Origin of the sequence: Rhizobium sp. ZPR4 (assembly GCF_040215725.1) — a bacterium.
GTDB classification, from domain to species: Bacteria; Pseudomonadota; Alphaproteobacteria; order Rhizobiales; family Rhizobiaceae; genus Rhizobium; species Rhizobium rhizogenes_D.
The window spans coordinates 2,462,855-2,481,522 of sequence record NZ_CP157967.1; the positions used below are offsets into that span (position 1 = coordinate 2,462,855).

Consider the following 18,668-nt stretch of genomic DNA (forward strand, 5'->3'; position numbering starts at 1 on the left):
ACCAAAACAAACTCATTCCCGGCGCCGGGGAGACATGGCGCCGGGCATGGAGAACAATGATCAATTGCGCGTAACCGGCTTCGAGCGCATGCGCGACACCGTTTCTCGCTCGGCACGCTTGCAGCGCATTGGCGGCAGGCCGCGATCCATCAGATCCATATCCTCCAGCACCATTTCACCCATCTTCTTGAAGGCGCTGTCGAGTGCGCCGGCGCGATGCGCCGAACGCAAGAAACCCTTGAGCTTGCGTACCGGATGATCCCTGCCGAGCGGCTCCTCGGGATAGACATCGCTCGCCGCCACGATATGGCCGGAGGCGACCGCCGCCATCAGCGCATCGAAATCGACGACATCGGCGCGACTGAGCAGAATGAAAGCCGCACCCTTGCGCATCTTTGCAAAGGCCTCAGCGCCGAGAAAGCCCTTGTTCTCGCTGGTGACCGACGCGACCACGAACACGAAATCACTGCCGGACAAGACTTCGTCCAGCCCAGTGGGCTGCACGCCATGCTCCCTGAGGATCGATGGCGGCATCCAGGGATCGAACACCTTGATGTTGGAGCGGAAGCCGGAAAGCACACGGTTCAACGCCTTGCCGAGATCACCGAAGCCGACAATGCCGATATCGCTACCTGAAATCAGCCGCGCGCTGGCATTGCCGTCACCGCCCCAAAGCTCCCTGCCCTCGCGAAAGTCCAAATCGGCATCGGCGATCCCACGCGCCAGGCTCAGGGCAAATCCAAGACCGATCTCGGCGACCGGCTCGGCAAAGACGAGGCCCGTAGTGACGACGTGGATGCCGCGCTCGAAAAGAACCTCATAGGGCATGTTGTTGATGAGATTGCTCTCGACATTCAGGATGCAGCGCAGCTGCGGCATACGGTCGAGTGTCTCCTTCGACAGGGGCGGCTGGCCGATGATGTAGCGCGCCTCCCCGAGCACCTCGTCGCCCAGTCCGGCAATATTCTCCGGGTCCGCCTCGACGATGCGGTATTTCGAATGAAGCAGCGACAGTGCGTCCTCGGCAAAGATAAGCTCGAGCGAGCGCGGCTCCGGTGCGCTGATCGCCAAGGGTCTGTTGTCGGTCGTCATTTCTGTTTCTCCCTCTATCGGGACGCGATCCAATATCATCCGATGGATGAGATCAATCAGGCCTCATCCTCTTCCCCCGGCATTCCGACGGAGAAGGCGCAGATGCGCGAGAGATAGGTGAGCGGCAGACCCGTCTCTGCATGCCAGGCATTGAACTGATCCTGTATCAACCGGAGATCTTTCTTGGTGGGCTTATTTTCCGAGATAGGGAGGCCGGCAAGCCGTAGACAGACGAGAACGTCATGGCTCATGACGAAGCTATCGCGGCCGATCGCCCGCAGGAGATATTGCCCGGTCATGCCGCCTAGCCGGTTCGCCCGCTTGTCCAGAACGGCAAGCAAGCCGATCTGATCCACAAGCGGCCAATCGGCAAAGAAACGGCCGGCGCTACCATGCTCGTCAGCAATCGCGCGGATGAACTGCGCGTTGGCCCGTACCGACATGATCTTGGCACCATTGCGGATGACCCGTGGGTCCGAGGTCAGATCATGCCAGTAATCATCTGACGCCAGATTGAGAAAGGCGGGATCGAAACCAGAGAATGCCGCTTCGAAACCAGCCCATTTCGAATCGATCACATTACGCACGAAGCCCGCGTAGAAGATGTAGCGCGTCATCTCCGACAAGATTCGATCATCGGACAGAGCACGCAGGGTCTCATGGTTCGGTGCCTTGGGCATCAGCGCCCTAAGCCCGTCGGCGCCTCCCTTACGCTTCTCGGCCCGCTCCTTGATTTCGGCAAAACTTCCCATCAGCCTCTCCCGTCGGCCACGCTGTGCGACAAGTCTTTTATGATCTCATTGCTCCATGCAAGTAATCTCCGCGCAATGATTTTCTGTGAAAAACATGCCATCGAAAGTTTTGACTCGAAAATTGATTACGCCGGCGCTCGAATTGTTTTCCCGACAATTGAAACAGTTCCGAACTGCTCCAGATATCGTCTTGAAATTAACTTGAGATTCCGCACACCGTAGCGTTAATTTCGGCGGCGTCGGATCGGAGCCTTCTGCCATGAATAATAAAGACTGGAATTATCCCATCATGGTCATCTGCAAGCGCACCGGAAAAGTCTATACGGTCGCGAACACGAAAGAAGCGCTGGACATGCTGCTGAACGCATGGCCTGTCGCGGAGGGCAAGGCTTTCATGATGGCTCTGCAGGTTTGCGCCGACGTCGAAAGAGGTCAGGGACAACCGCTCGAGGCCCGTAACAGCTTCGTCGCCGCGGCGTCGGAGGCTGGCGTCCCCCTCGAGATGCCGGTGGTCCAGTAGGATATGCTGTCCTGTTCCGAGACGGGCTGCGCACCGTTTTCGCAGGCTTGGCACTCATTGCAGTCTTTCTCCTGTTGATTGCCATATAGCCTCACAGGCTGCCCGCGCTGTTTGGCGCAGCGCCGCTCCCGCAGAGTGGTGAGGACCGATTTTCCGGAAATTGCGAAACTTTTTGCCTTGGCAGGAGTTTCAGCCGCAATGTCGGAGCATCATCAAAAATGAACATGACCTTTAGTGCCGGCGCAAGTCGTTGGCCTGAGCCCGTATTTCTGCGTATCGGATATGGCATCCCCGAAGCAATCCGAAGCCCGAAAGAAGCCCACAATCACCTCGTTTTCCGCTGGCCGGCCGTCAGAGGCGAAAAATACGATTCGGCCCGAAGCCTCTGCCTCGAAGCCGAGACTGATCCCTTCCTTTGCGAATACGCCAGGAAGGTGTTCATCGAGGCGTGTATCGAGGCCAGTGTACTCGACTAGATCGCCCTTGCGATACTGAACCTGCTGTCGACTCCTGTTGAAGTACGCCAAACTTCCGTGCTCGCACGCGCCTTCATTGCGGGCGTCCATTCAGGAGAGCTGGGAGCGACGTCATTGTCATGAAACTCGGTCGGCATAGGGCCGTCGAAGCCATCGCACTTGCGCGTCCGCAGCTCTCCCAAGACGCATCCAGTTTTGCGGGAAATGTGTAATAGTTCGCCTTAAAGCAACTATTGCGGGAATTTACGGCCCGAATTTGCTCATCAAGCGGAAGGAAGCGAAACAAGCTTCAATGACATCGGTCGGATAGCGTTCGATCCGGAACGCTTCTTGCAGTGTTACCGAAGCATGAACGTTTCGGAGGTAATGCGTTTTGAAACGAAACACTTTACGACCATTTCCAGCTGTCACGCTTGTCATGGGAGAGAACGGCGGAACCCGTCGCGTCAATTCGGTGCACCAGGTTGCAGAGCTGCTGCTCGAACATTGGCCGGTGGAAAATGGTGAAGATTATGTCGCGGCAGTGCGGATTTGCCTCGAAGCGATGCTTGGCGCCGTCCCGCCGGAGGCCGTGAGAGAAGCCTTGATCAAGGCCGCAAAGGAAGCAGGCATCTCCGTAATGCAGTGAAATTCCCCTCCCTTCCCGCCACAGGCGGGATCTCTCTGACATTATTCACTTTTTATGAACGAGTGCCGGCGATCTTGCCAACAGAGGTAGGCGATTCGCCCTGCCGACGACGGAGAGAATATGTCGCTTTTACCATTCCCGGCCGACAGGCGTACCAGTGATGTCAGGCGGTGTGCCACAGCCCTTCAGCAGCTACATGGCGAGGCGGCAAATCGCTTCTGGCGTTCGGAAATGGCAATCTTTGCCAACGCCTTGCGCGAACAGGGAATGGAAGACGACGAAATCTCGCGGCAAGCCGGCCTCTTCATGCATGCGGTCCAGATGGAATTGCAGCTTGCCTATGCCGAAGAGGAACTGAACGCCTCGGCTTGATGGTGTTAGAGCATTTCCGCTTTTCTTCGAATCGCGAAACGCTCTATCCTTTTGTTTTCCATAAGTTCCCGACAGAAAACCGCTACGCAGTTTTCCTGGATTTGCCCTATTTCGGCAATCTGCAAAATGCGATGGACTTGTCGCCGCTGGTCGGTGACTTGATCTGCACGGTCCATTCTCCGCCGGGGAAATGAAGCCCCTTTGACGAAACCACACCGGTGATCTGCGCGCAGGCCTTTCTGGCATCCGCGCTCGGCAGATCTATTGTCGCCATGACGGCGTATCTCCGGCTGGAAACCTGACACGGCGCGGTAAACAAGCCGGTATTGTCAATCATCTTGCAGACCCGGAACGCATTGCTCACGGCATCGTCTGCAGCCATTGCGGAATTGGCGATCACCAGCATGGTGGCCGCCGCCAAAAACAGTCTCATTGAAAATCCCGATCCCCTATGGCGATACGGTGCCAGAGCGTGTTTCGTCTTGCAAGACATGTTGCATGGATTTCCATTGGCTGTTTGAAAATACAACGCAATTGACGGCAACTTGTTCGCCGGTGACCTGGAGCAGGCCGACGCCACCGGGCTGGCATTACGCCGATGCCTATCGTTCTCTTCATCGTCCCATTAAGCGAAAAGCGCTCAATTCGCAGCTTCCCATTAACGTCTTCGATATTAGAACATGGCATATTAGTAAAAATACAGATCAGGGAGCCAACGCAATGACGGCATTCTCACCCGAAGGCCGAGTGGCCACTCGAAAGCGAACGCTTCTCGGCGCGAAAATCATATTTAACGGCGGCCATTCGGTCTTCGATTGCATCGTCCGAAACCTGTCCGATACCGGCGCCATGATCCAGCTCGAAAACCCGCTCGCGGCGCCGAACGCCTTCAATCTGCAACTTTCTGACGACAGGCTACTGGCCTGCGCCGTGCGTTGGCGCAAGATCAACAGCATGGGTGTCGAGTTTGTGTGAGGGCCATCCTTTGCCGACCAACGCCCGTGGTCGCCTTGCAAAACATGGATACCGGAAGAGCGACCAGTCAAACCTGCTCGATATGGGCCTGCTCGATATGGAATTGTCGGTGATATCCCGGATCGTAGTCACCGCCCTGTCGATCAGCTTCACCCGGAACAAATAAGCCGCACCGTGCATTCCCAACCATACGGCGCTGCCGAATTGGTCTGTGAAGGAGACGGCTATGAACCAAGACACTATCGATCGGCTTGATACAATCAGCCAACAGCTTCGTGATCGAGCTCTTGCTCTATCCCAGTCGCAATCCCAGGAAGGCCAAGACCATGCCCTCATGATGTCGGCACTGGCAACCTTGGCAGCGGCAGTACGGACCCTGGATGACGACGTAGCCCGTCTCGACGGCCCCAAGGGGATTGGCGCGGCGGGTTCCTGAATTCAGCCTTCTCAATTGTCTGAAACGGCCGACCTTCCGCGCTCCCCGCGGACCAATGCGCCATGCAGATCGCTAAGAGCTTCTGATGTGCAGCGTCTTTCGGGAGATGAAGACGAAAGGCGTGAAAATCAACGGAAATCGTGCGCAACAAGGCACAACGGAAAATACTCTCTGTTGTCCGCCACCAGTAACCGGAATATCCGGGATTAACCGGGAATACGCGGGATTGAGTGACAAAGCCTAGAAAAACAAGGGCTTTCGCCGTATGTGACTGAAAATGGAGGGAAGTAAGATTTGACAGCGCGCGGCGGCGAAGGCGCGACGACTGCAGCTCCAGAGCGCGGATCAGGGCAAATTTGAAACTTGCCCTCAAATTGGCTTTGAGACGGCCTTTTAGATCTTCAAGTAATTGAAAATCCTTACGCTCGCCTTCGCGCGGGATGCGCGAACAAGGCCTGCAATTATGCTCGGCAGCGCCAAAAGAGCCAATTTGAGGTTTGCCCAACGGGGAAGACCTTGGGTAAACCTCGCAACTGGCCCAGGAAATAGGCTTTTCAGCAAACAAATTTGAAATGTACGGTTTGCCCGGCGACTGATTGCCGCTTGCCGAGAAGCACAGGATTTCGAGATGTCCTTTTCCACGCCGCACTTACACGAACGGGTAAAAGGTCGTTTCGTTATGTCAATCAACGATGTTTCTTTCGTCCGGGAACTGTTTAGTGGATGCCAAATCGAGGCGGTGGAATTAGCCTATTCCGTGTCGAGAGGTTCGAGTACAACTGCGCGAGAGCTAATCATAACGCGGCCCAATGTGTGACATAGCCAGCTAGCATTCTAACACGCCAAGGAAGGAAATGTTGGTGCTCAATCCCGAGGATCGTCTCTTGATTTCTAGCATGGTGGGAATCGTCAGCACTGCCATACAAAAAGATCCCGAGACGGACCCGGGCCTAAAAAGGCGATTTCTACAACGGCTAGCAGAGACAAGTCATCATGCAGCAAGCGCCAATGACTTGCTATCTATGGCCAGCCTGAGCAACACGATACATGAACTCACGGACGACGAGTCATTTGCAGCTGCAAGAAGAGTCTTGGTCTGGGTGGAGCACTTTGTGTCGGACGAGGGAAAGAATTCCATGCCGCCCGGCCTTACGGCACCTGGGCACTATACGGCTGGAGATCTGCTGCGCATCATACGGAAACGCGTTCTTGAGAAATACACGATACATCAAGGTGATGGTTCTGTCAGAACCTTACCTGCGGAAAAAAATGGGCCGTTCTACTACGCGGTTGAGGAAGGGCGCCTCACCGTTGCTAGTCGCCCCGCAGGCGCGGCGATTGAGGGATCTATCGCGAATGCCCGAGCTGCCCTGTTGGAGCAGGGCGAACGGCTCATTGCTGACCTGCGGGGTTCCAATAGCCAACCATATCTGAGAGCGACACTTGAGGCAGTACAAACAAAGCTCACTAAAGAAAACGACATCGTGCAACTTGGCCTTCTGAATATCTCCCTCGAGGCGGCGATTTCTGGAGCTACTGATGAACTCAATCCTGTCCTGGCGAACGTCTTACAGGCGCATGCCGTAGGTGTTCGACATTATCTCGCCCAGTTCCCTGAGTGGCTAGATTTTAGCGATACGGCCGCTGCAGTGGAGCTGACAAACGACGATGTCGATCGTCTTGTAAATGCCGCGCAAGAACTCGCTGATGCGCTGGAAAAGGAAGAGCTGGTAGACGAGGCGGTCCCCCGATCATTGAGGTTCGTTTCCGAATTGCACCACCACCCGCGCAAGCAGTTAAAGCGCGCGGGACTATTCATTCTTCGTACGATCGAGAATGCGACAGTGGCTGCCTTTCGCTCGGCATTTGATTTCGTATCGACAGCGGCGAGCACGGCTAAGAATAAAGCTGCGGTAATGGTTGGTACTGTCTTCGCGGGCGCAATTGCCTTGGTAATTATACACAATAGTGCGGCGTTTGTTGCAGCGTCAGACGCCGCTTGGCTGAAGCCTGCCGCTGAGGCATTGCTACGTGGAGAGCAGTGGGCGAAAAGGCCCCCTTGGAAAGACTAAGCCCCGACGAAGGAGAAATTTCGGTGGCCCGAGTAAATTACGATACCTTGGCGGGTGCTTTACGTGTTGCGTCCGTTGGTAAAGAGCCCAGTGCCTTCGCGGTGGCGGTCCTGACATACCACGCTGCTTTGGAGGTTGAGCTAGATGTTCTTTTGGTCGACCAGCTTCCGAGGCCGGAAAAAATTCTAACGGGAAGAGGTCCGCTCAACTTTGCGCAGAAAGCGGCGGTGATAAATGCGGCGTGGAGAGGCGATCCAGAAGGCGGAGACGTTTTGGAACGGGTGCTCGTCGCATTTAACGAACTGCGAAATGCGGTAGCCCACAACGACAAAAAGCAGGTGAAGGCTTGCTACGATGCGTTGGTGAAGAGCTACAAAGCGATCGATCCAGACGTCACGGCGGAGCCTCCGTTGCTTTATATCGCGCTTGGTATTTGTGGCTTCATGGGAGACGAAGATGCCACAGAACGGCTCATGAAGCTGTTCGACAAGGTGGACGATGCAACAAACAAGCTCGCCAAAGTATTCGGGTCTGACCACTCCTAAAATTCCGGAAGTCCGTGTCAAAATTCCGGAAAGTCGCGTCCGGCTACACTCTCAAACCTATCCTGGAAATAGGATAAGTATCTGATTTTATTTGGAAAATGGTAGCGGAGGAGGGATTTGAACCCCCGACACAAGGATTATGATTCCTCTGCTCTGACCTACTGAGCTACTCCGCCATGCCACACTTGATGTTGAACATCAAATGCAAAGGTCAAACGAACCGTCGCTCGAAAGCGCTAGCCCGTCGGTTGAGCGGCTTATAAGGTGCGGTTCGGCTTGGTGTCAAGCGGATGATTTGGAAAAATCAGTGCTTTCTCCTGGCGCCGATGCCGTCTGCCCTCAAGCAGCGACCGAGCTTGCCAGCAGCGCCTTTAGGGAGGCTTCCGCCATCGGCTCGCGTTCCGAGCGCTCGATGAAGCCGCCGCCGTAGACGCGGGCGTCGTCGCCGGGTGCCGAATAGAGCGCGCAGGCCTGGCCAGGCGCGACGCCGGCCTCGCCGACCGTGAGATCGACATAGATGCCGCTGGCGTCGGCATGCAGCACGGCCGGAGACGGCGCGCGGGTGGAGCGCACCTTGGCGAAGCAGGCAAAGCCCTCGCCGCAAGCCGCCTGCGCGAGCGGCGCGTCGCCGAGCCAGTTCACATCGCGCAGATAGACGCGGTGCGTTTCCAGCGCCTCCTTCGGCCCGACGATGACGCGGCGCGAGCGGGCGTCGAGATAGACGACGTAGAGCGGCTCGCCGGTCGCAACACCTATGCCGCGGCGCTGGCCGATCGTATAATGCAGGATGCCTTCGTGTTGGCCGAGCACGCGGCCGTCGAGATGAACGATCTCGCCGGCAAGCGCCGCGTTCGGCTTCAGCTTGGCGATCACGTCGGAATATTTGCCTTGCGGCACGAAACAGATGTCCTGGCTGTCGGCCTTCTTGGCGACGACGAGCCCCATCTCTTCGGCAAGCGCGCGGGTCTCGGCCTTCGGCATGCCGCCGAGCGGAAAGCGCAGATAGTCGATCTGCTCCTGCGTCGTCGCAAAGAGGAAATAGCTCTGGTCGCGATCGGCATCGGCCGGGCGATAGAGCGCGCGGCGGCCGGGATTGTCTGCGGTCGGGTTCGGCCGAGAGCGGATATAGTGGCCGGTTGCCAGCGCATCCGCGCCGAGTTCCTTGGCGGTCAACAGAAGGTCGGCGAATTTGACGGTCTGGTTGCAGGCAACGCAGGGGATCGGCGTTTCGCCGGCGACATAGCTTTCGGCGAAGGGATTGATCACCGTTTCGCGGAAACGCTTTTCGTAATCAAGCACATAATGCGGGATGCCGAGCGTCTCGCAGACGCGGCGCGCATCGTCGATATCCTGGCCGGCGCAGCACGAGCCGGCGCGATGCACGGCCGCGCCATGGTCATAGAGCTGCAGCGTAATGCCGAGCACATCATAGCCCTGCCGCTTCAAAATGCCGGCGACGACCGAGCTGTCGACACCGCCCGACATGGCGACGACGACGCGGGTATCTTCCGGCCTCTTGTCAAAATCCAGTGTATTCACGGTCGTTGCCGCCAGTCTTGAACGATCTTCGATGCTGCCGAACGGGATGACTTTTCTTCGAGAAGTCGTCCGCTCTCGTTATTTGATTTCGCATGATCTGATCCAAAAACCGCTGCACACTTTTCGGGATCATGCGTCTCGCCGCCGGATGCCATGCAAAAACGGCGAATTTTCATCATACGGGGCCATCACCGCTCTTTGCGGTCAGCCTCAATTGTCGACGGATATAGAAAGGATTGCCACCCCATGCAAGGGGTGGGCGAAATCGCGAATCACCCCTTGGCCTTCAAATGGCGAATGAGATTGCCGCTTCGCCGCAAAACGGTTACCGCCGACCCGATGGCGATGATCCAGAGCGCGATCGTCAAAACCCAGCTGCTGCCACCCCAGAAAGCCTCGATAATGGAGAGGAGCGCGGCAGCCGTGGCGACCGCCATGCGATGCTGCTTGGCCATCGGGCCGCCGAAATCGCTCGGGTTGCCGGTGGCGCGTCCGAGTTCGCGGACATAGGCGGTCAGCACGGCAAAGGCGGCGGCCGCCCAGCCAAGCCCGGGCATTGCGATGCCATAGCCGACGCCGGCAAAAATGAGGATATCTGCAATGCGATCCGGGAATTCGTTCCAGAACGGCCCGTCGGCCTCGCCCTTCCCGCCCTCCACCGCCACCATGCCATCAAGCAGGTTGCAGAGCAGGCGGAGCTGGCAGAACAAAGCCGCAAGGATCAGCAAGGCCACCCGTATGCCGACACCGCCAGCAACACCGGAAAGCCAGAAGGATGCTCCCGCCAGCGCCGCCATAGCCATGCTTGCCTGCGATATCTGGTTCGGCGTCACCGAAAGCGCGGTCATACGCCGCGCCAGCGTCTGCGCCCATCGCGTGTTGCGGCTCGCCAGCGGTCGCCTATCGCCGGTTTCCTTGCCGGTCATGCTCGCTCACCTCTCATCATTTCGCCGCCTTCCGCCCGATATCGAATAATTGTAGATCGCCGCGTAACTGGAGGAGACCAGCAGCGGCAGCGCAATCGTCTTCAGAATCTCCGGCGTGCCGCTCAGCGCATGGATGACGACCAGGACGGTTGCCGAGCCCAGGCAGGCGATCAGCGGCGGCGCCCATAGGCCGGTAAGGCCGCTGAACCGTCGCGACAGAGCCTCGACCACCGATTTCAGAAATAGCGTCAGGCAGCCCGAAAGCACGCCCTGCACGAAGCCTGATATCAAGGGGCGCGGCATCGGGTGCAAGCGATTGGCGAAGACGGCCCAGCCGCCCATGGCAAGGAAGGCGAAAAGCACATGCACGATGCTGCTGCCGGCAAGCGCTTTCAGCTTTCCGCTCATGACAGCGACCACCAGAAGCGCACGAGATGGAAGAAGATCGGCGCGGAGAAAACGACCGAGTCCAGCCGGTCGATCAGCCCGCCATGACCCTCGATCAGATGGCCCCAATCCTTGACGCCGCGATCTCGCTTGATCGCCGACATCACGAGCCCGCCGAAGAAGCCCATGATCGTGATGACGAAGGCGAGAAGCCCGGCCTGCAGCGGCGTGAACGGCGTCACCCACCAGAGGGCGGCTCCGATCAAAGAGGCGCTGACGACGCCACCGACGAAGCCTTCGACCGTCTTCGATGGAGACAGGCGCGGCGCGATCTTCGTTTTCCCGAAGAGCTTGCCCCAAACATATTGCAGGACGTCGCTGAGCTGCACGACGATCACCAGAAAGGCGATCAGCAGCACGTTGCGGCCTTCATAGCCGGGAATATGCAAGGTGAGCAGCGCCGGCACATGCGACGCGCAGAAGACGCAGATCATCAAAGCCCATTGCACCTCGGCGATGCGCACCAGAAACCGTTCGGTATCGCCGCGCAGAACCGCGATGATCGGCATGAAGAGGAAGGCGTAAACGGGAATGAAAATCGAATAGATACCGTATTGCTCGGCCCAGAGCAGGTAATATTGCACCGGCAGCGCGACGAAGAAGGCCGCGGCGACCGCCCAATGATCAGCCCGCTTCGTATTGATCAGCGTCACGAACTCCCGCAGCGCCGCAAAGGAGCAGAAGGCAAAGAGCAGGATGACGCCGACGCGCCCGGCAATGAAGGCGATGCCGATCAGCACCACCATCACCCACCAGGCCTTGATGCGCGCATTCAGGTTTTCGATGGCGGCATTCGATCCATCAGGCGACAGGCGCTGCTGCAGCACGTAGCCGATGATCGAGGCAACGATCAGGACGCCGAAAATGCCGAGGACGAGGTGGATCAGATCGGCGCTGGCTGCTCCCATGCTCAGTCTCCTGCCCGCCTGGGCGCAAGGGCCAACAGCGCCGCCTCGGCTCGCGCCAGGAAAGCCGCCTTCTCCTCGGTCTCGCCGATATGCAGTGCCTCGCCGAAGGTGACCGTGCAGATCAGCGGAATGGGCACGAATTCACCCTTGGGCATGACGCGGTTGAGGTTGTCGATCCAGACGGGAACGAGGTCGATATCCGGGCGCGCCTGGGCAAGGTGAAAAAGCCCGCTCTTGAAAGGCTGCAGCGGCTGTTCGGTGAGATTGCGGGTGCCTTCCGGGAACAGGATCAACGAAGAACCTGCATCGAGCGCCTGCGCCATCTGCGTGACCGGATCCTCCTTGCGCGCCTCGCGATCCCGCTCGATCAGCACGGCATTGAAAACATCCCGGCCGATGAAGCTGTTCAGTGGCGATTTCAGCCAATAGTCGGCGCCAGCCACCGGCCGGACACGCCGGCGCAAACGCGGCGGCAGGACGGTCCAGATCAGGATGAAGTCGCCATGGCTGGAATGGTTGGCGAAATAGACGCAACGGCGGGTGCGCATGCCGCTTTCGGGCCAGATCGCCCTGACTGCGGTTATAGCCCGTGCAAAAAGAACGATCGCCACCGAGACCGGCTTTGCCAGCCATTCGATCGGCGTACCCATCCCTTCCCCGAGAATGTTCTTCCGCAAAGCCTCCATATCACAAGAGATAGGCGCGTTTCGTCGCCCCCGATAGTCTGCGGACCGAGCTTATCCACAACCCTCACAACCATGAAGAAAGCCCGACGCAACTCATGTCGCGCCGGGCTTTCGGATTGGCTCTTGGGAGGAGCAAACTCTGTGACTGCCACCCTTCAAGGGGCGGGCAGGCTCAGTCGACGTTGAACACCAGCGGCTTGGCCTGACGGATCGCCTGATGCGCCGTCAGCTTGGCAAGCACGTCATCGCTGATCGGGCCATCGACATAGAGAAGTGCGATGGCATCGCCGCCCTGCTTATCGCGGCCGAGCTGGAAGTTCGCGATGTTGACGCCAGCGGAGCCGAGCGTCGTGCCGATGAAGCCGATCATGCCGGGAACGTCGGTATTGGCGATATAGACCATGTGGTTGCCGACATCGGCATCGAGGTTGATGCCCTTGATCTGGATGAAACGCGGCTTGCCGTCCGAGAAGACGGTGCCGGCGACCGAGCGCGTCATGCTGTCGGTGGTGACGGTCAGCTTGATGTAGCCGTCATAGACGCCGGTCTTGTCGCGCTTGACTTCGGCAAGCACGATGCCCTTTTCCTTGATCATGATCGGGGCCGAAACCATGTTGACGTCGGCAACCTGATTGCGGATTAGGCCGGCGAGCAGCGCGCTCGTCAGAGCCTTCGTGTTCATGCCAGCGGTCACGCCATCATAAAGGATCTCGATTTCCTTGATCGGCTCTTCCGTCACCTGGCCGACGAAGGCACCGAGAACATCGGCAAGCTTGATGAACGGCTTCAGGATCGGCGCTTCTTCAGCAGTGATCGAGGGCATGTTGATGGCGTTCGAGACGGCACCCTTGACGAGGTAATCAGCCATCTGCTCGGCGACCTGCAGAGCGACGTTCTCTTGCGCTTCGGTCGTGGAGGCGCCGAGATGCGGCGTGCAGACGACGTTCGGCAGGCCGAAGAGCGGGCTTTCCTTAGCGGGCTCGACTTCGAAGACGTCGAAGGCGGCGCCAGCGACATGACCGGATTTGATGGCGGCAGCAAGGGCTGCCTCATCGACCAGTCCGCCGCGGGCGCAGTTGATGATGCGCACTCCCTGCTTCATCTTGGCGATCGCAGAGGCGTCGATGATGTTGCGGGTCTTGTCGGTCAGCGGCACGTGCAGCGTGATGAAGTCGGCGCCGGCGAAGAGCTCATCGAGCTCGACCTTGGTGACACCCATTTCCTCCGCGCGCTCCTTCGAGAGGAACGGGTCGTAGGCCAGCACATGCATCTTCAGGCCGAGGGCGCGGGCGATCACGATGGAGCCGATGTTGCCGGCGCCGATGATGCCGAGCGTCTTACCGGTGATTTCGACACCCATAAACTTCGACTTTTCCCACTTGCCGGCCTGGGTGGAGCTATCGGCGGCGGGAAGCTGGCGGGCTACGGCAAACATCAGCGCAATCGCGTGTTCGGCCGTAGTGATCGAATTGCCGAACGGCGTGTTCATGACAATGATACCGCGGCGCGAGGCGGCCGGAATATCGACATTGTCGACGCCGATGCCAGCGCGGCCCACGACCTTTAGGTTCTTGGCCGCTTCGATGATCTTTTCCGTCACCTTGGTGGCGGAACGGATGGCAAGACCATCATATCGGCCGATGATTTCGAACAGCTTGTCCTTGTCCTTACCGAGCTGCGGCTGGAAATCGACTTCGACGCCGCGATCGCGGAAGATCTGGACGGCGGTTTCCGACAATTCGTCGGATACGAGAACGCGAGGTGCCATGGTGGGCCTCCTGAAAAAGGTCAGTTAAGACGAGCAATTCCACGAAAATGCGAAACGGTCTTCCGGTCGGAATTGCGTGAAAACAACGAGAATTTCGGGATGCTGGGCTCCGCCTATCGTGGCGGAGCCATGAACGCTTCAAACCTCAGGCAGCAGCCTGGGAGAGCGTCGCCTTCTGCGTTTCGAACGCCCAGGCGAGCCAGGGCATCAGCCTCTGCATGTCGGAAGCTTCGATCGTCGCACCTGCCCAGATGCGCAGGCCCGAGGGTGCGTCGCGATAATGGCCGACATCGTAAGCGACGCCTTCCTTTTCGAGGAGTGCGACCAGACCCTTGGCGAAATTCGCCTGGCCATCGGCATCGAGAGCGACGACATCCTTGTCGACGATCTTCAGGCAGACGGAGGTGTTGGATTCCGTCTCTGCCTTGACGGCAAGATTGGCGATCCAGTCGTTTGCGGCAACGAAGTCGCGGATGACCTTGGCGTTGGCATCGGCCCGGCCGATCAGCGCCTTCAGGCCGCCGAGATCCTTCGCCCAGAGGAGGGCGTCGATATAGTCCTCGACGCAGAGCATCGAAGGCGTGTTGATCGTCTCGCCGGTGAAGATGCCTTCGATGAGCTTGCCGCCGCTGGTCATGCGGAAGATCTTCGGCAGCGGCCAGGCCGGCTGATAGGTGGTCAAACGCTCGACGGCGCGCGGCGACAGGATGATGACGCCATGTGCGCCCTCGCCGCCCAGAACCTTCTGCCAGGAGAAGGTGACGACGTCGAGCTTGGCAAAATCGAGGTTCTGAGCAAATGCAGCCGAGGTGGCGTCACAGATCGTCAGGCCCTTGCGGTCGGCCGGGATGAAATCGCCGTTCGGAACGCGGACACCCGAGGTCGTGCCGTTCCAGGTGAAAACCACGTCGCGGTCGAAATCCACAGCGGAAAGATCCGGCAGCTCGCCGTAGCCGGCTTCAAGCTTGCGGACGTCCTTGAGCTTCAGCTGCTTGACGACGTCAGTCACCCAACCGGCGCCGAAGCTTTCCCAGGCGACCATGTCAACGCCACGTTCGCCGAGCAGCGACCAAAGCGCCATTTCAACGGCGCCAGTGTCGGAAGCCGGCACGATGCCGATGCGGTAATCCGCCGGCACTTCCAGAATTTCGCGGGTAAGATCGATGGCCTGCTTCAGCTTTGCCTTGCCGACCTTCGCGCGGTGCGAGCGGCCAAGAGCCGCGTCGGAAAGAGCGTTAAGCGTCCAACCGGGACGCTTCGAGCATGGACCAGAAGAGAAATGGGTATTATTCGGACGGATGTCCGGCTTGGCGAGCTTAGTCATGATGCTATCCTCTCAGATAGAAAGCCCTTCGTTGGGGAAGGGTGTCCCGCCGCCGGATATATTGGAAGCCTCCGAAGAGCGCAATAGCAAAAATTGCGGCTGGTCCTTCATCACGAATTCGTGCGGAAATTTTGATGGGATGCAAGGCACGCGCAATGGAACTAGGCCAAAATTAGCCTCACAAAAGCTGGTTTCTGTGCCGATGCGTAAACATATAAGGCTCGGCGCCTGCTGATTTGCGCTGATGGAAATGATAAGTGTGCTCGATGTCTTTAATTGCACTAGCCGAAACCTCTTTCACACCTGCACAGACCATGCAGGTCTATCTCATCAATATCGACCGCGCAGTGGAACGGCTCGCGGAAATTCAGCGGCAAAGTGATGAGCTCGGCTTCCGATTCGAGCGCGTCGACGGCGTCGACGGCGCTCTCATTCCGCGCGATCAATGGATCGACGTGGATCACGATCGCTTCCAGCGCCGGCACGGCCGCACCATTCTGCCCGGTGAGTATGGCTGCTACCGCAGCCACCTGTTGGCGCTGCAGCGGTTTCTGACAAGCGGCGACCAGATGGCCATCATCATCGAGGACGATGTTGCTCTGGACACCGAGTTCCTCGCCCGCGCCATAGCGGCGAAGGAAGCCGCACCCGCTGCCGGCCTGATCAAACTCGTCAATCACCGCTGGAATGGCTTCCGCGCCCTGACGCGCAGTACGAAGGGTGACATTGTCGGTCGCTGCCTGTTCGGCCCGCAGGGCTCGACGGCTTGCTATCTCGTCACGCGTGAAACCGCAGAAAAGATCGTACGATCGCTGGCGGTCATGTCGCTGCCTTGGGATGTCGCCGTAGAGCGCGGCTGGGACATGCAAATATCCATTGTCAGCACGCGCACGAATATTGCCGGTTTCAGCCGGCTGCAGAGAACAACCATGATCGGCTGGCGCCGCGATTACCGCGCTGCGAAGTCGTCTGCGCTGCGACGCATACCCGCCCACATCTTCCGAACCCTGGATTTCTTTCGGCGCATCGCCTACGTGCTGACGACGCCGTAGGCGTCAAGCCTTACCAGGTGCTGATCCGCAGGCCGACACGAATTTCGTGACGCGACAACGCGCCGTCGCGGCCCGTGGTGCCGCCGGCGCTGGCCGACGAATCGCCGAACATGTCGCCGCCGGCGATATGGGAGAAGCGATAGCCGAGATCGACCTTGATATTCGGCGCAACCTCATAGGCGACACCGGCCATCAAGGCATAAGTCATGCGCCAGTCGCTGTCGCCAGGATACCGAGCACTGACCGACGCAGCGCCACCGCAACCCGATGCCCCGTCGAGACAGGAGCCAATGGCATTGACGCTGCTCCAGGAAACCCGCGTGGCGCCAAGACCGGCGCCGACATAGGGCGTGAAACCCGCAAGCGTTCCGAGATCGACATAGCCGTTGACCATCAAGCTGCCGGCCCTGAAGGAAGAATGTGCCTTCGTTGAGCATCCCGTGCCGCTGGCCCCACCGGAACAAGATGAAGCGCTCGAAATGCGGCCATTGAAATCGCCGCTAAAGAAATCGCCGGTGACGTCGGCGCGAAACAGATCGTTGAATTGATAGCCGACGCCGAGGCCGCCGGAAAAATCACCGCCGAAGCGAGTCGAATCAAAGCTGTTCGAGCTGTAATCGCTGCTGGCGGGATCATAGGCGCGAAACCTCGTATCCGTACGGCTGGCGTTGACCGCATAGCCGACATCGCCGCGCACATACCATCCTTTGGCATCCTTGACGCTGACCTCCGGCATCTTGATTTCCGGCAGTGTCGCATCGGCCGCAAAGGCAATACCCGCCGATGCGCTCGCCATCGCTGCGGCCAGCGCCAAAGCGTCAAAACGGATCATTACCCCTCGCCTTCCATCCTCGGGCTGACGCCCGCGCGTCGAACCGGCTGGCCTGCGCTTCCTTGCAATATCCCTCAAAAGAGAGTCCCAGGCCGGAAAGCCGCCATTTTCATTTCATTAACCATAGGGAATTCATGGTTAACGAAGCTTTAAGGTGGCGGAGAATTACTTAACGGGATGGGAAAAAGAAAAAGCCGCCCGGAAGAAACCGGGCGGCTTTCTAATACTCCGGAATGGATATTGCTTACTTGTAGACAGGCTGCTGGACCGGGATATCGGCCGGCGGCATATAGCTTGCGGTCTGGCAGCCGCCAAAGGTGTAGCGGGCACCGATGCGGGCTTCATGCAGGTTCAGGCCCTTGTCGTAGCCTGGACCACCGTTCTCATTGTAGCCGAACATGTCGCCGCCCTGGACGTGGCGATAACGATAGCCGACGTCAGCCTTGAGATTGCAGCTCAGGTCGATGGACGTACCGGCCATCAGCGCATAGGTGAAGCGCCAGCTGCCGCGGCCATTATGAGTGACCGTTCCGTCGCACGAGTCCGGGTTCGCATCAGAGCAGGACGTGTTCTTCAGATTGCTCCATTTGACATAGGTGCCGCCGAGACCGCCACCGACATAGGGGGTGAAGATGCCGTAGGTGCCAAGATCGACATAGGCGTTGGCAAGCAGGCTATAGGCCGTCAGGGAAGCGAGATCGCGCGAGGTCGCCGCAGTCGGCGTAAAGCCCGGACCGCAGGCACCGCAATCGCCCTTCGTGGAACCCTTGAAGTCTGACTTGAAGAGATAGTCGAGCGTCAAGTCCGTGCGCAGATAATTGTTGATCTGGTAACCGACACCGCCGCCAAGCGTCACATTGCCATCGAGCTTGGCGCTGTTGAAATCGACGAGGCTGGAATTGGAACCCTGGAAGTAGTTGGCGCCGCGCAGGTTCGTGAAGGCATAGCCGACATCGCCGCGCAGATACCAACCGCTGGATTGGGCGACAGTCACTTCCGGCGCCGGCTGAACCGGTTCCGGTGTATAAAGATCAGCAGAAAAGGCCGACGTGCCGACAAGCAAAGTGGCAAGTGCCCCTATCAGGGTTTTCATCATGGCTTTGGCTCCAAATTTCTTGCCCTTGGCGCAGCAGATGCTTGCCAATTGAAAAGACATGGCAGGGATAATGATGAAAAGGAGTTAAAACCTGATTAACTACGAATATTTACCCTGTTTATTCAGCAATTATACTTTATTTTATATATTAGAGAATGTTGATTCTTAAATAAAGAGAAAGGGATACGACCACCCGCCTCCTTTATTTCCTCATAAGAACGC

General features: G+C 58.2%; 21 protein-coding genes and 1 tRNA gene. 9 read left to right on the top strand and 13 right to left on the bottom strand.

All coding sequences use genetic code 11. The features are described 5' to 3' along the window. Positions 1-60: 60 nt before the first annotated feature. Together ABOK31_RS12080 and ABOK31_RS12085 are read right to left on the bottom strand one after the other, a co-directional pair. Positions 61-1,092: a hydroxyacid dehydrogenase gene (locus tag ABOK31_RS12080; RefSeq protein ID WP_349956201.1), complete on the bottom strand. Its 1,032-nt coding sequence runs from the start codon at positions 1,090-1,092 to the stop codon at positions 61-63. Positions 1,093-1,148: 56 nt separating this feature from the next. After that, a complete protein-coding gene (locus ABOK31_RS12085) occupies positions 1,149-1,844 on the bottom strand; it encodes a DNA-3-methyladenine glycosylase I (protein WP_349956202.1) in 696 nt (231 codons plus the stop codon). Between the two features lie 259 nt (positions 1,845-2,103). Here ABOK31_RS12085 and ABOK31_RS12090 point away from each other — a divergent pair, with 259 nt between their 5' ends. The 4 genes from ABOK31_RS12090 (at position 2,104) to ABOK31_RS12105 (ending at position 3,840) form a co-directional block, all read left to right on the top strand. After that, positions 2,104-2,364 (top strand): DUF982 domain-containing protein, encoded by a 261-nt coding sequence (locus ABOK31_RS12090; RefSeq protein WP_075851525.1) that lies wholly within the window; start codon positions 2,104-2,106, stop codon positions 2,362-2,364. Positions 2,365-2,588: 224 nt separating this feature from the next. Further along, a complete protein-coding gene (locus ABOK31_RS12095; RefSeq protein WP_349958938.1) occupies positions 2,589-2,840 on the top strand; it encodes a DUF982 domain-containing protein in 252 nt (83 codons plus the stop codon). Between the two features lie 373 nt (positions 2,841-3,213). Beyond that, entirely contained in the window at positions 3,214-3,468 is a 255-nt protein-coding gene (locus ABOK31_RS12100) for a DUF982 domain-containing protein (RefSeq protein WP_349956203.1), read from the top strand. Positions 3,469-3,588: 120 nt separating this feature from the next. After that, positions 3,589-3,840 (top strand): DUF6074 family protein, encoded by a 252-nt coding sequence (locus tag ABOK31_RS12105; RefSeq protein ID WP_174171993.1) that lies wholly within the window; start codon positions 3,589-3,591, stop codon positions 3,838-3,840. Positions 3,841-3,946: 106 nt separating this feature from the next. Here ABOK31_RS12105 and ABOK31_RS12110 read toward each other — a convergent pair whose 3' ends face one another. Further along, a complete protein-coding gene (locus tag ABOK31_RS12110) occupies positions 3,947-4,273 on the bottom strand; it encodes a hypothetical protein (protein WP_092712233.1) in 327 nt (108 codons plus the stop codon). A 65-nt stretch (positions 4,274-4,338) separates the two neighbouring features. On the opposite strand from ABOK31_RS12110, the gene ABOK31_RS12115 reads away from it, so the two are divergent. From ABOK31_RS12115 to ABOK31_RS12130, 4 genes are all read left to right on the top strand, one after another. Further along, entirely contained in the window at positions 4,339-4,815 is a 477-nt protein-coding gene (locus ABOK31_RS12115; protein WP_349956204.1) for a PilZ domain-containing protein, read from the top strand. Between the two features lie 226 nt (positions 4,816-5,041). Next, entirely contained in the window at positions 5,042-5,251 is a 210-nt protein-coding gene (locus ABOK31_RS12120; protein ID WP_349956205.1) for a hypothetical protein, read from the top strand. A gap of 860 nt (positions 5,252-6,111) precedes the next feature. Then, positions 6,112-7,323 (top strand): hypothetical protein, encoded by a 1,212-nt coding sequence (locus tag ABOK31_RS12125; protein ID WP_349956206.1) that lies wholly within the window; start codon positions 6,112-6,114, stop codon positions 7,321-7,323. Beyond that, positions 7,311-7,868, top strand: a complete 558-nt coding sequence (locus ABOK31_RS12130; protein ID WP_349956207.1) for a hypothetical protein — start codon at positions 7,311-7,313, stop codon at positions 7,866-7,868. The genes ABOK31_RS12125 and ABOK31_RS12130 overlap by 13 nt, the downstream gene beginning before the upstream one ends. 99 nt (positions 7,869-7,967) lie before the next feature. Here ABOK31_RS12130 and ABOK31_RS12135 read toward each other — a convergent pair. The 8 genes from ABOK31_RS12135 to ABOK31_RS12170 form a co-directional block, all read right to left on the bottom strand. Beyond that, a tRNA-Met gene (locus ABOK31_RS12135) sits at positions 7,968-8,044 on the bottom strand. A gap of 163 nt (positions 8,045-8,207) precedes the next feature. Continuing rightward, positions 8,208-9,407, bottom strand: a complete 1,200-nt coding sequence (gene mnmA, locus ABOK31_RS12140; protein WP_349956208.1) for a tRNA 2-thiouridine(34) synthase MnmA — start codon at positions 9,405-9,407, stop codon at positions 8,208-8,210. A 272-nt stretch (positions 9,408-9,679) separates the two neighbouring features. Beyond that, positions 9,680-10,333, bottom strand: coding sequence for a CDP-alcohol phosphatidyltransferase family protein (locus ABOK31_RS12145; protein ID WP_349956209.1), 654 nt, complete (start codon positions 10,331-10,333; stop codon positions 9,680-9,682). Between the two features lie 6 nt (positions 10,334-10,339). After that, the gene (locus ABOK31_RS12150; RefSeq protein ID WP_349956210.1) at positions 10,340-10,741 is read right to left on the bottom strand and encodes a hypothetical protein; all 402 of its coding nucleotides are present in this window, start codon (positions 10,739-10,741) and stop codon (positions 10,340-10,342) included. Next, positions 10,738-11,688 (bottom strand): phosphatidate cytidylyltransferase, encoded by a 951-nt coding sequence (locus ABOK31_RS12155; protein WP_349956211.1) that lies wholly within the window; start codon positions 11,686-11,688, stop codon positions 10,738-10,740. Before ABOK31_RS12155 ends, ABOK31_RS12150 begins: the two co-directional genes overlap by 4 nt. 2 nt (positions 11,689-11,690) lie before the next feature. Beyond that, entirely contained in the window at positions 11,691-12,338 is a 648-nt protein-coding gene (locus ABOK31_RS12160) for a lysophospholipid acyltransferase family protein (protein WP_349956212.1), read from the bottom strand. Between the two features lie 208 nt (positions 12,339-12,546). Then, on the bottom strand, positions 12,547-14,142 hold the full coding sequence (gene serA, locus ABOK31_RS12165) for a phosphoglycerate dehydrogenase (protein ID WP_174171983.1): 1,596 nt from the start codon (positions 14,140-14,142) through the stop codon (positions 12,547-12,549). A 145-nt stretch (positions 14,143-14,287) separates the two neighbouring features. Then, positions 14,288-15,466 carry a phosphoserine transaminase gene (locus ABOK31_RS12170; RefSeq protein WP_349956213.1) on the bottom strand — a complete coding sequence of 393 codons (1,179 nt, stop codon included), beginning with the start codon at positions 15,464-15,466 and terminating at the stop codon, positions 14,288-14,290. Positions 15,467-15,732: 266 nt separating this feature from the next. On the opposite strand from ABOK31_RS12170, the gene ABOK31_RS12175 reads away from it, so the two are divergent. Further along, positions 15,733-16,518, top strand: coding sequence for a glycosyltransferase family 25 protein (locus ABOK31_RS12175; RefSeq protein ID WP_349956214.1), 786 nt, complete (start codon positions 15,733-15,735; stop codon positions 16,516-16,518). Positions 16,519-16,528: 10 nt separating this feature from the next. Here the strand turns inward: ABOK31_RS12175 and ABOK31_RS12180 are convergent, their stop codons facing one another. Next, the gene (locus ABOK31_RS12180; RefSeq protein ID WP_349956215.1) at positions 16,529-17,350 is read right to left on the bottom strand and encodes an outer membrane protein; all 822 of its coding nucleotides are present in this window, start codon (positions 17,348-17,350) and stop codon (positions 16,529-16,531) included. 244 nt (positions 17,351-17,594) lie between these two features. Continuing rightward, on the bottom strand, positions 17,595-18,446 hold the full coding sequence (locus ABOK31_RS12185) for an outer membrane protein (protein WP_174171977.1): 852 nt from the start codon (positions 18,444-18,446) through the stop codon (positions 17,595-17,597). Positions 18,447-18,668: the final 222 nt, after the last annotated feature.

What these genes read in the sequence shown, in the direction of transcription:
- ABOK31_RS12150 (WP_349956210.1), bottom strand. Translation starts at nt 10,741, where the DNA reads ATGAGCGGAAAGCTGAAAGCGCTTGCCGGCAGCAGCATCGTGCATGTG.
- ABOK31_RS12120 (WP_349956205.1), top strand. Translation starts at nt 5,042, where the DNA reads ATGAACCAAGACACTATCGATCGGCTTGATACAATCAGCCAACAGCTT.
- ABOK31_RS12170 (WP_349956213.1), bottom strand. Translation starts at nt 15,466, where the DNA reads ATGACTAAGCTCGCCAAGCCGGACATCCGTCCGAATAATACCCATTTC.
- ABOK31_RS12175 (WP_349956214.1), top strand. Translation starts at nt 15,733, where the DNA reads ATGTCTTTAATTGCACTAGCCGAAACCTCTTTCACACCTGCACAGACC.
- ABOK31_RS12180 (WP_349956215.1), bottom strand. Translation starts at nt 17,350, where the DNA reads ATGATCCGTTTTGACGCTTTGGCGCTGGCCGCAGCGATGGCGAGCGCA.
- ABOK31_RS12085 (WP_349956202.1), bottom strand. Translation starts at nt 1,844, where the DNA reads ATGGGAAGTTTTGCCGAAATCAAGGAGCGGGCCGAGAAGCGTAAGGGA.
- ABOK31_RS12115 (WP_349956204.1), top strand. Translation starts at nt 4,339, where the DNA reads ATGGATTTCCATTGGCTGTTTGAAAATACAACGCAATTGACGGCAACT.
- ABOK31_RS12160 (WP_349956212.1), bottom strand. Translation starts at nt 12,338, where the DNA reads ATGGGTACGCCGATCGAATGGCTGGCAAAGCCGGTCTCGGTGGCGATC.
- ABOK31_RS12095 (WP_349958938.1), top strand. Translation starts at nt 2,589, where the DNA reads ATGACCTTTAGTGCCGGCGCAAGTCGTTGGCCTGAGCCCGTATTTCTG.
- ABOK31_RS12185 (WP_174171977.1), bottom strand. Translation starts at nt 18,446, where the DNA reads ATGATGAAAACCCTGATAGGGGCACTTGCCACTTTGCTTGTCGGCACG.
- serA (WP_174171983.1), bottom strand. Translation starts at nt 14,142, where the DNA reads ATGGCACCTCGCGTTCTCGTATCCGACGAATTGTCGGAAACCGCCGTC.
- ABOK31_RS12105 (WP_174171993.1), top strand. Translation starts at nt 3,589, where the DNA reads ATGTCGCTTTTACCATTCCCGGCCGACAGGCGTACCAGTGATGTCAGG.
- ABOK31_RS12090 (WP_075851525.1), top strand. Translation starts at nt 2,104, where the DNA reads ATGAATAATAAAGACTGGAATTATCCCATCATGGTCATCTGCAAGCGC.
- ABOK31_RS12080 (WP_349956201.1), bottom strand. Translation starts at nt 1,092, where the DNA reads ATGACGACCGACAACAGACCCTTGGCGATCAGCGCACCGGAGCCGCGC.
- ABOK31_RS12110 (WP_092712233.1), bottom strand. Translation starts at nt 4,273, where the DNA reads ATGAGACTGTTTTTGGCGGCGGCCACCATGCTGGTGATCGCCAATTCC.
- ABOK31_RS12155 (WP_349956211.1), bottom strand. Translation starts at nt 11,688, where the DNA reads ATGGGAGCAGCCAGCGCCGATCTGATCCACCTCGTCCTCGGCATTTTC.
- ABOK31_RS12145 (WP_349956209.1), bottom strand. Translation starts at nt 10,333, where the DNA reads ATGACCGGCAAGGAAACCGGCGATAGGCGACCGCTGGCGAGCCGCAAC.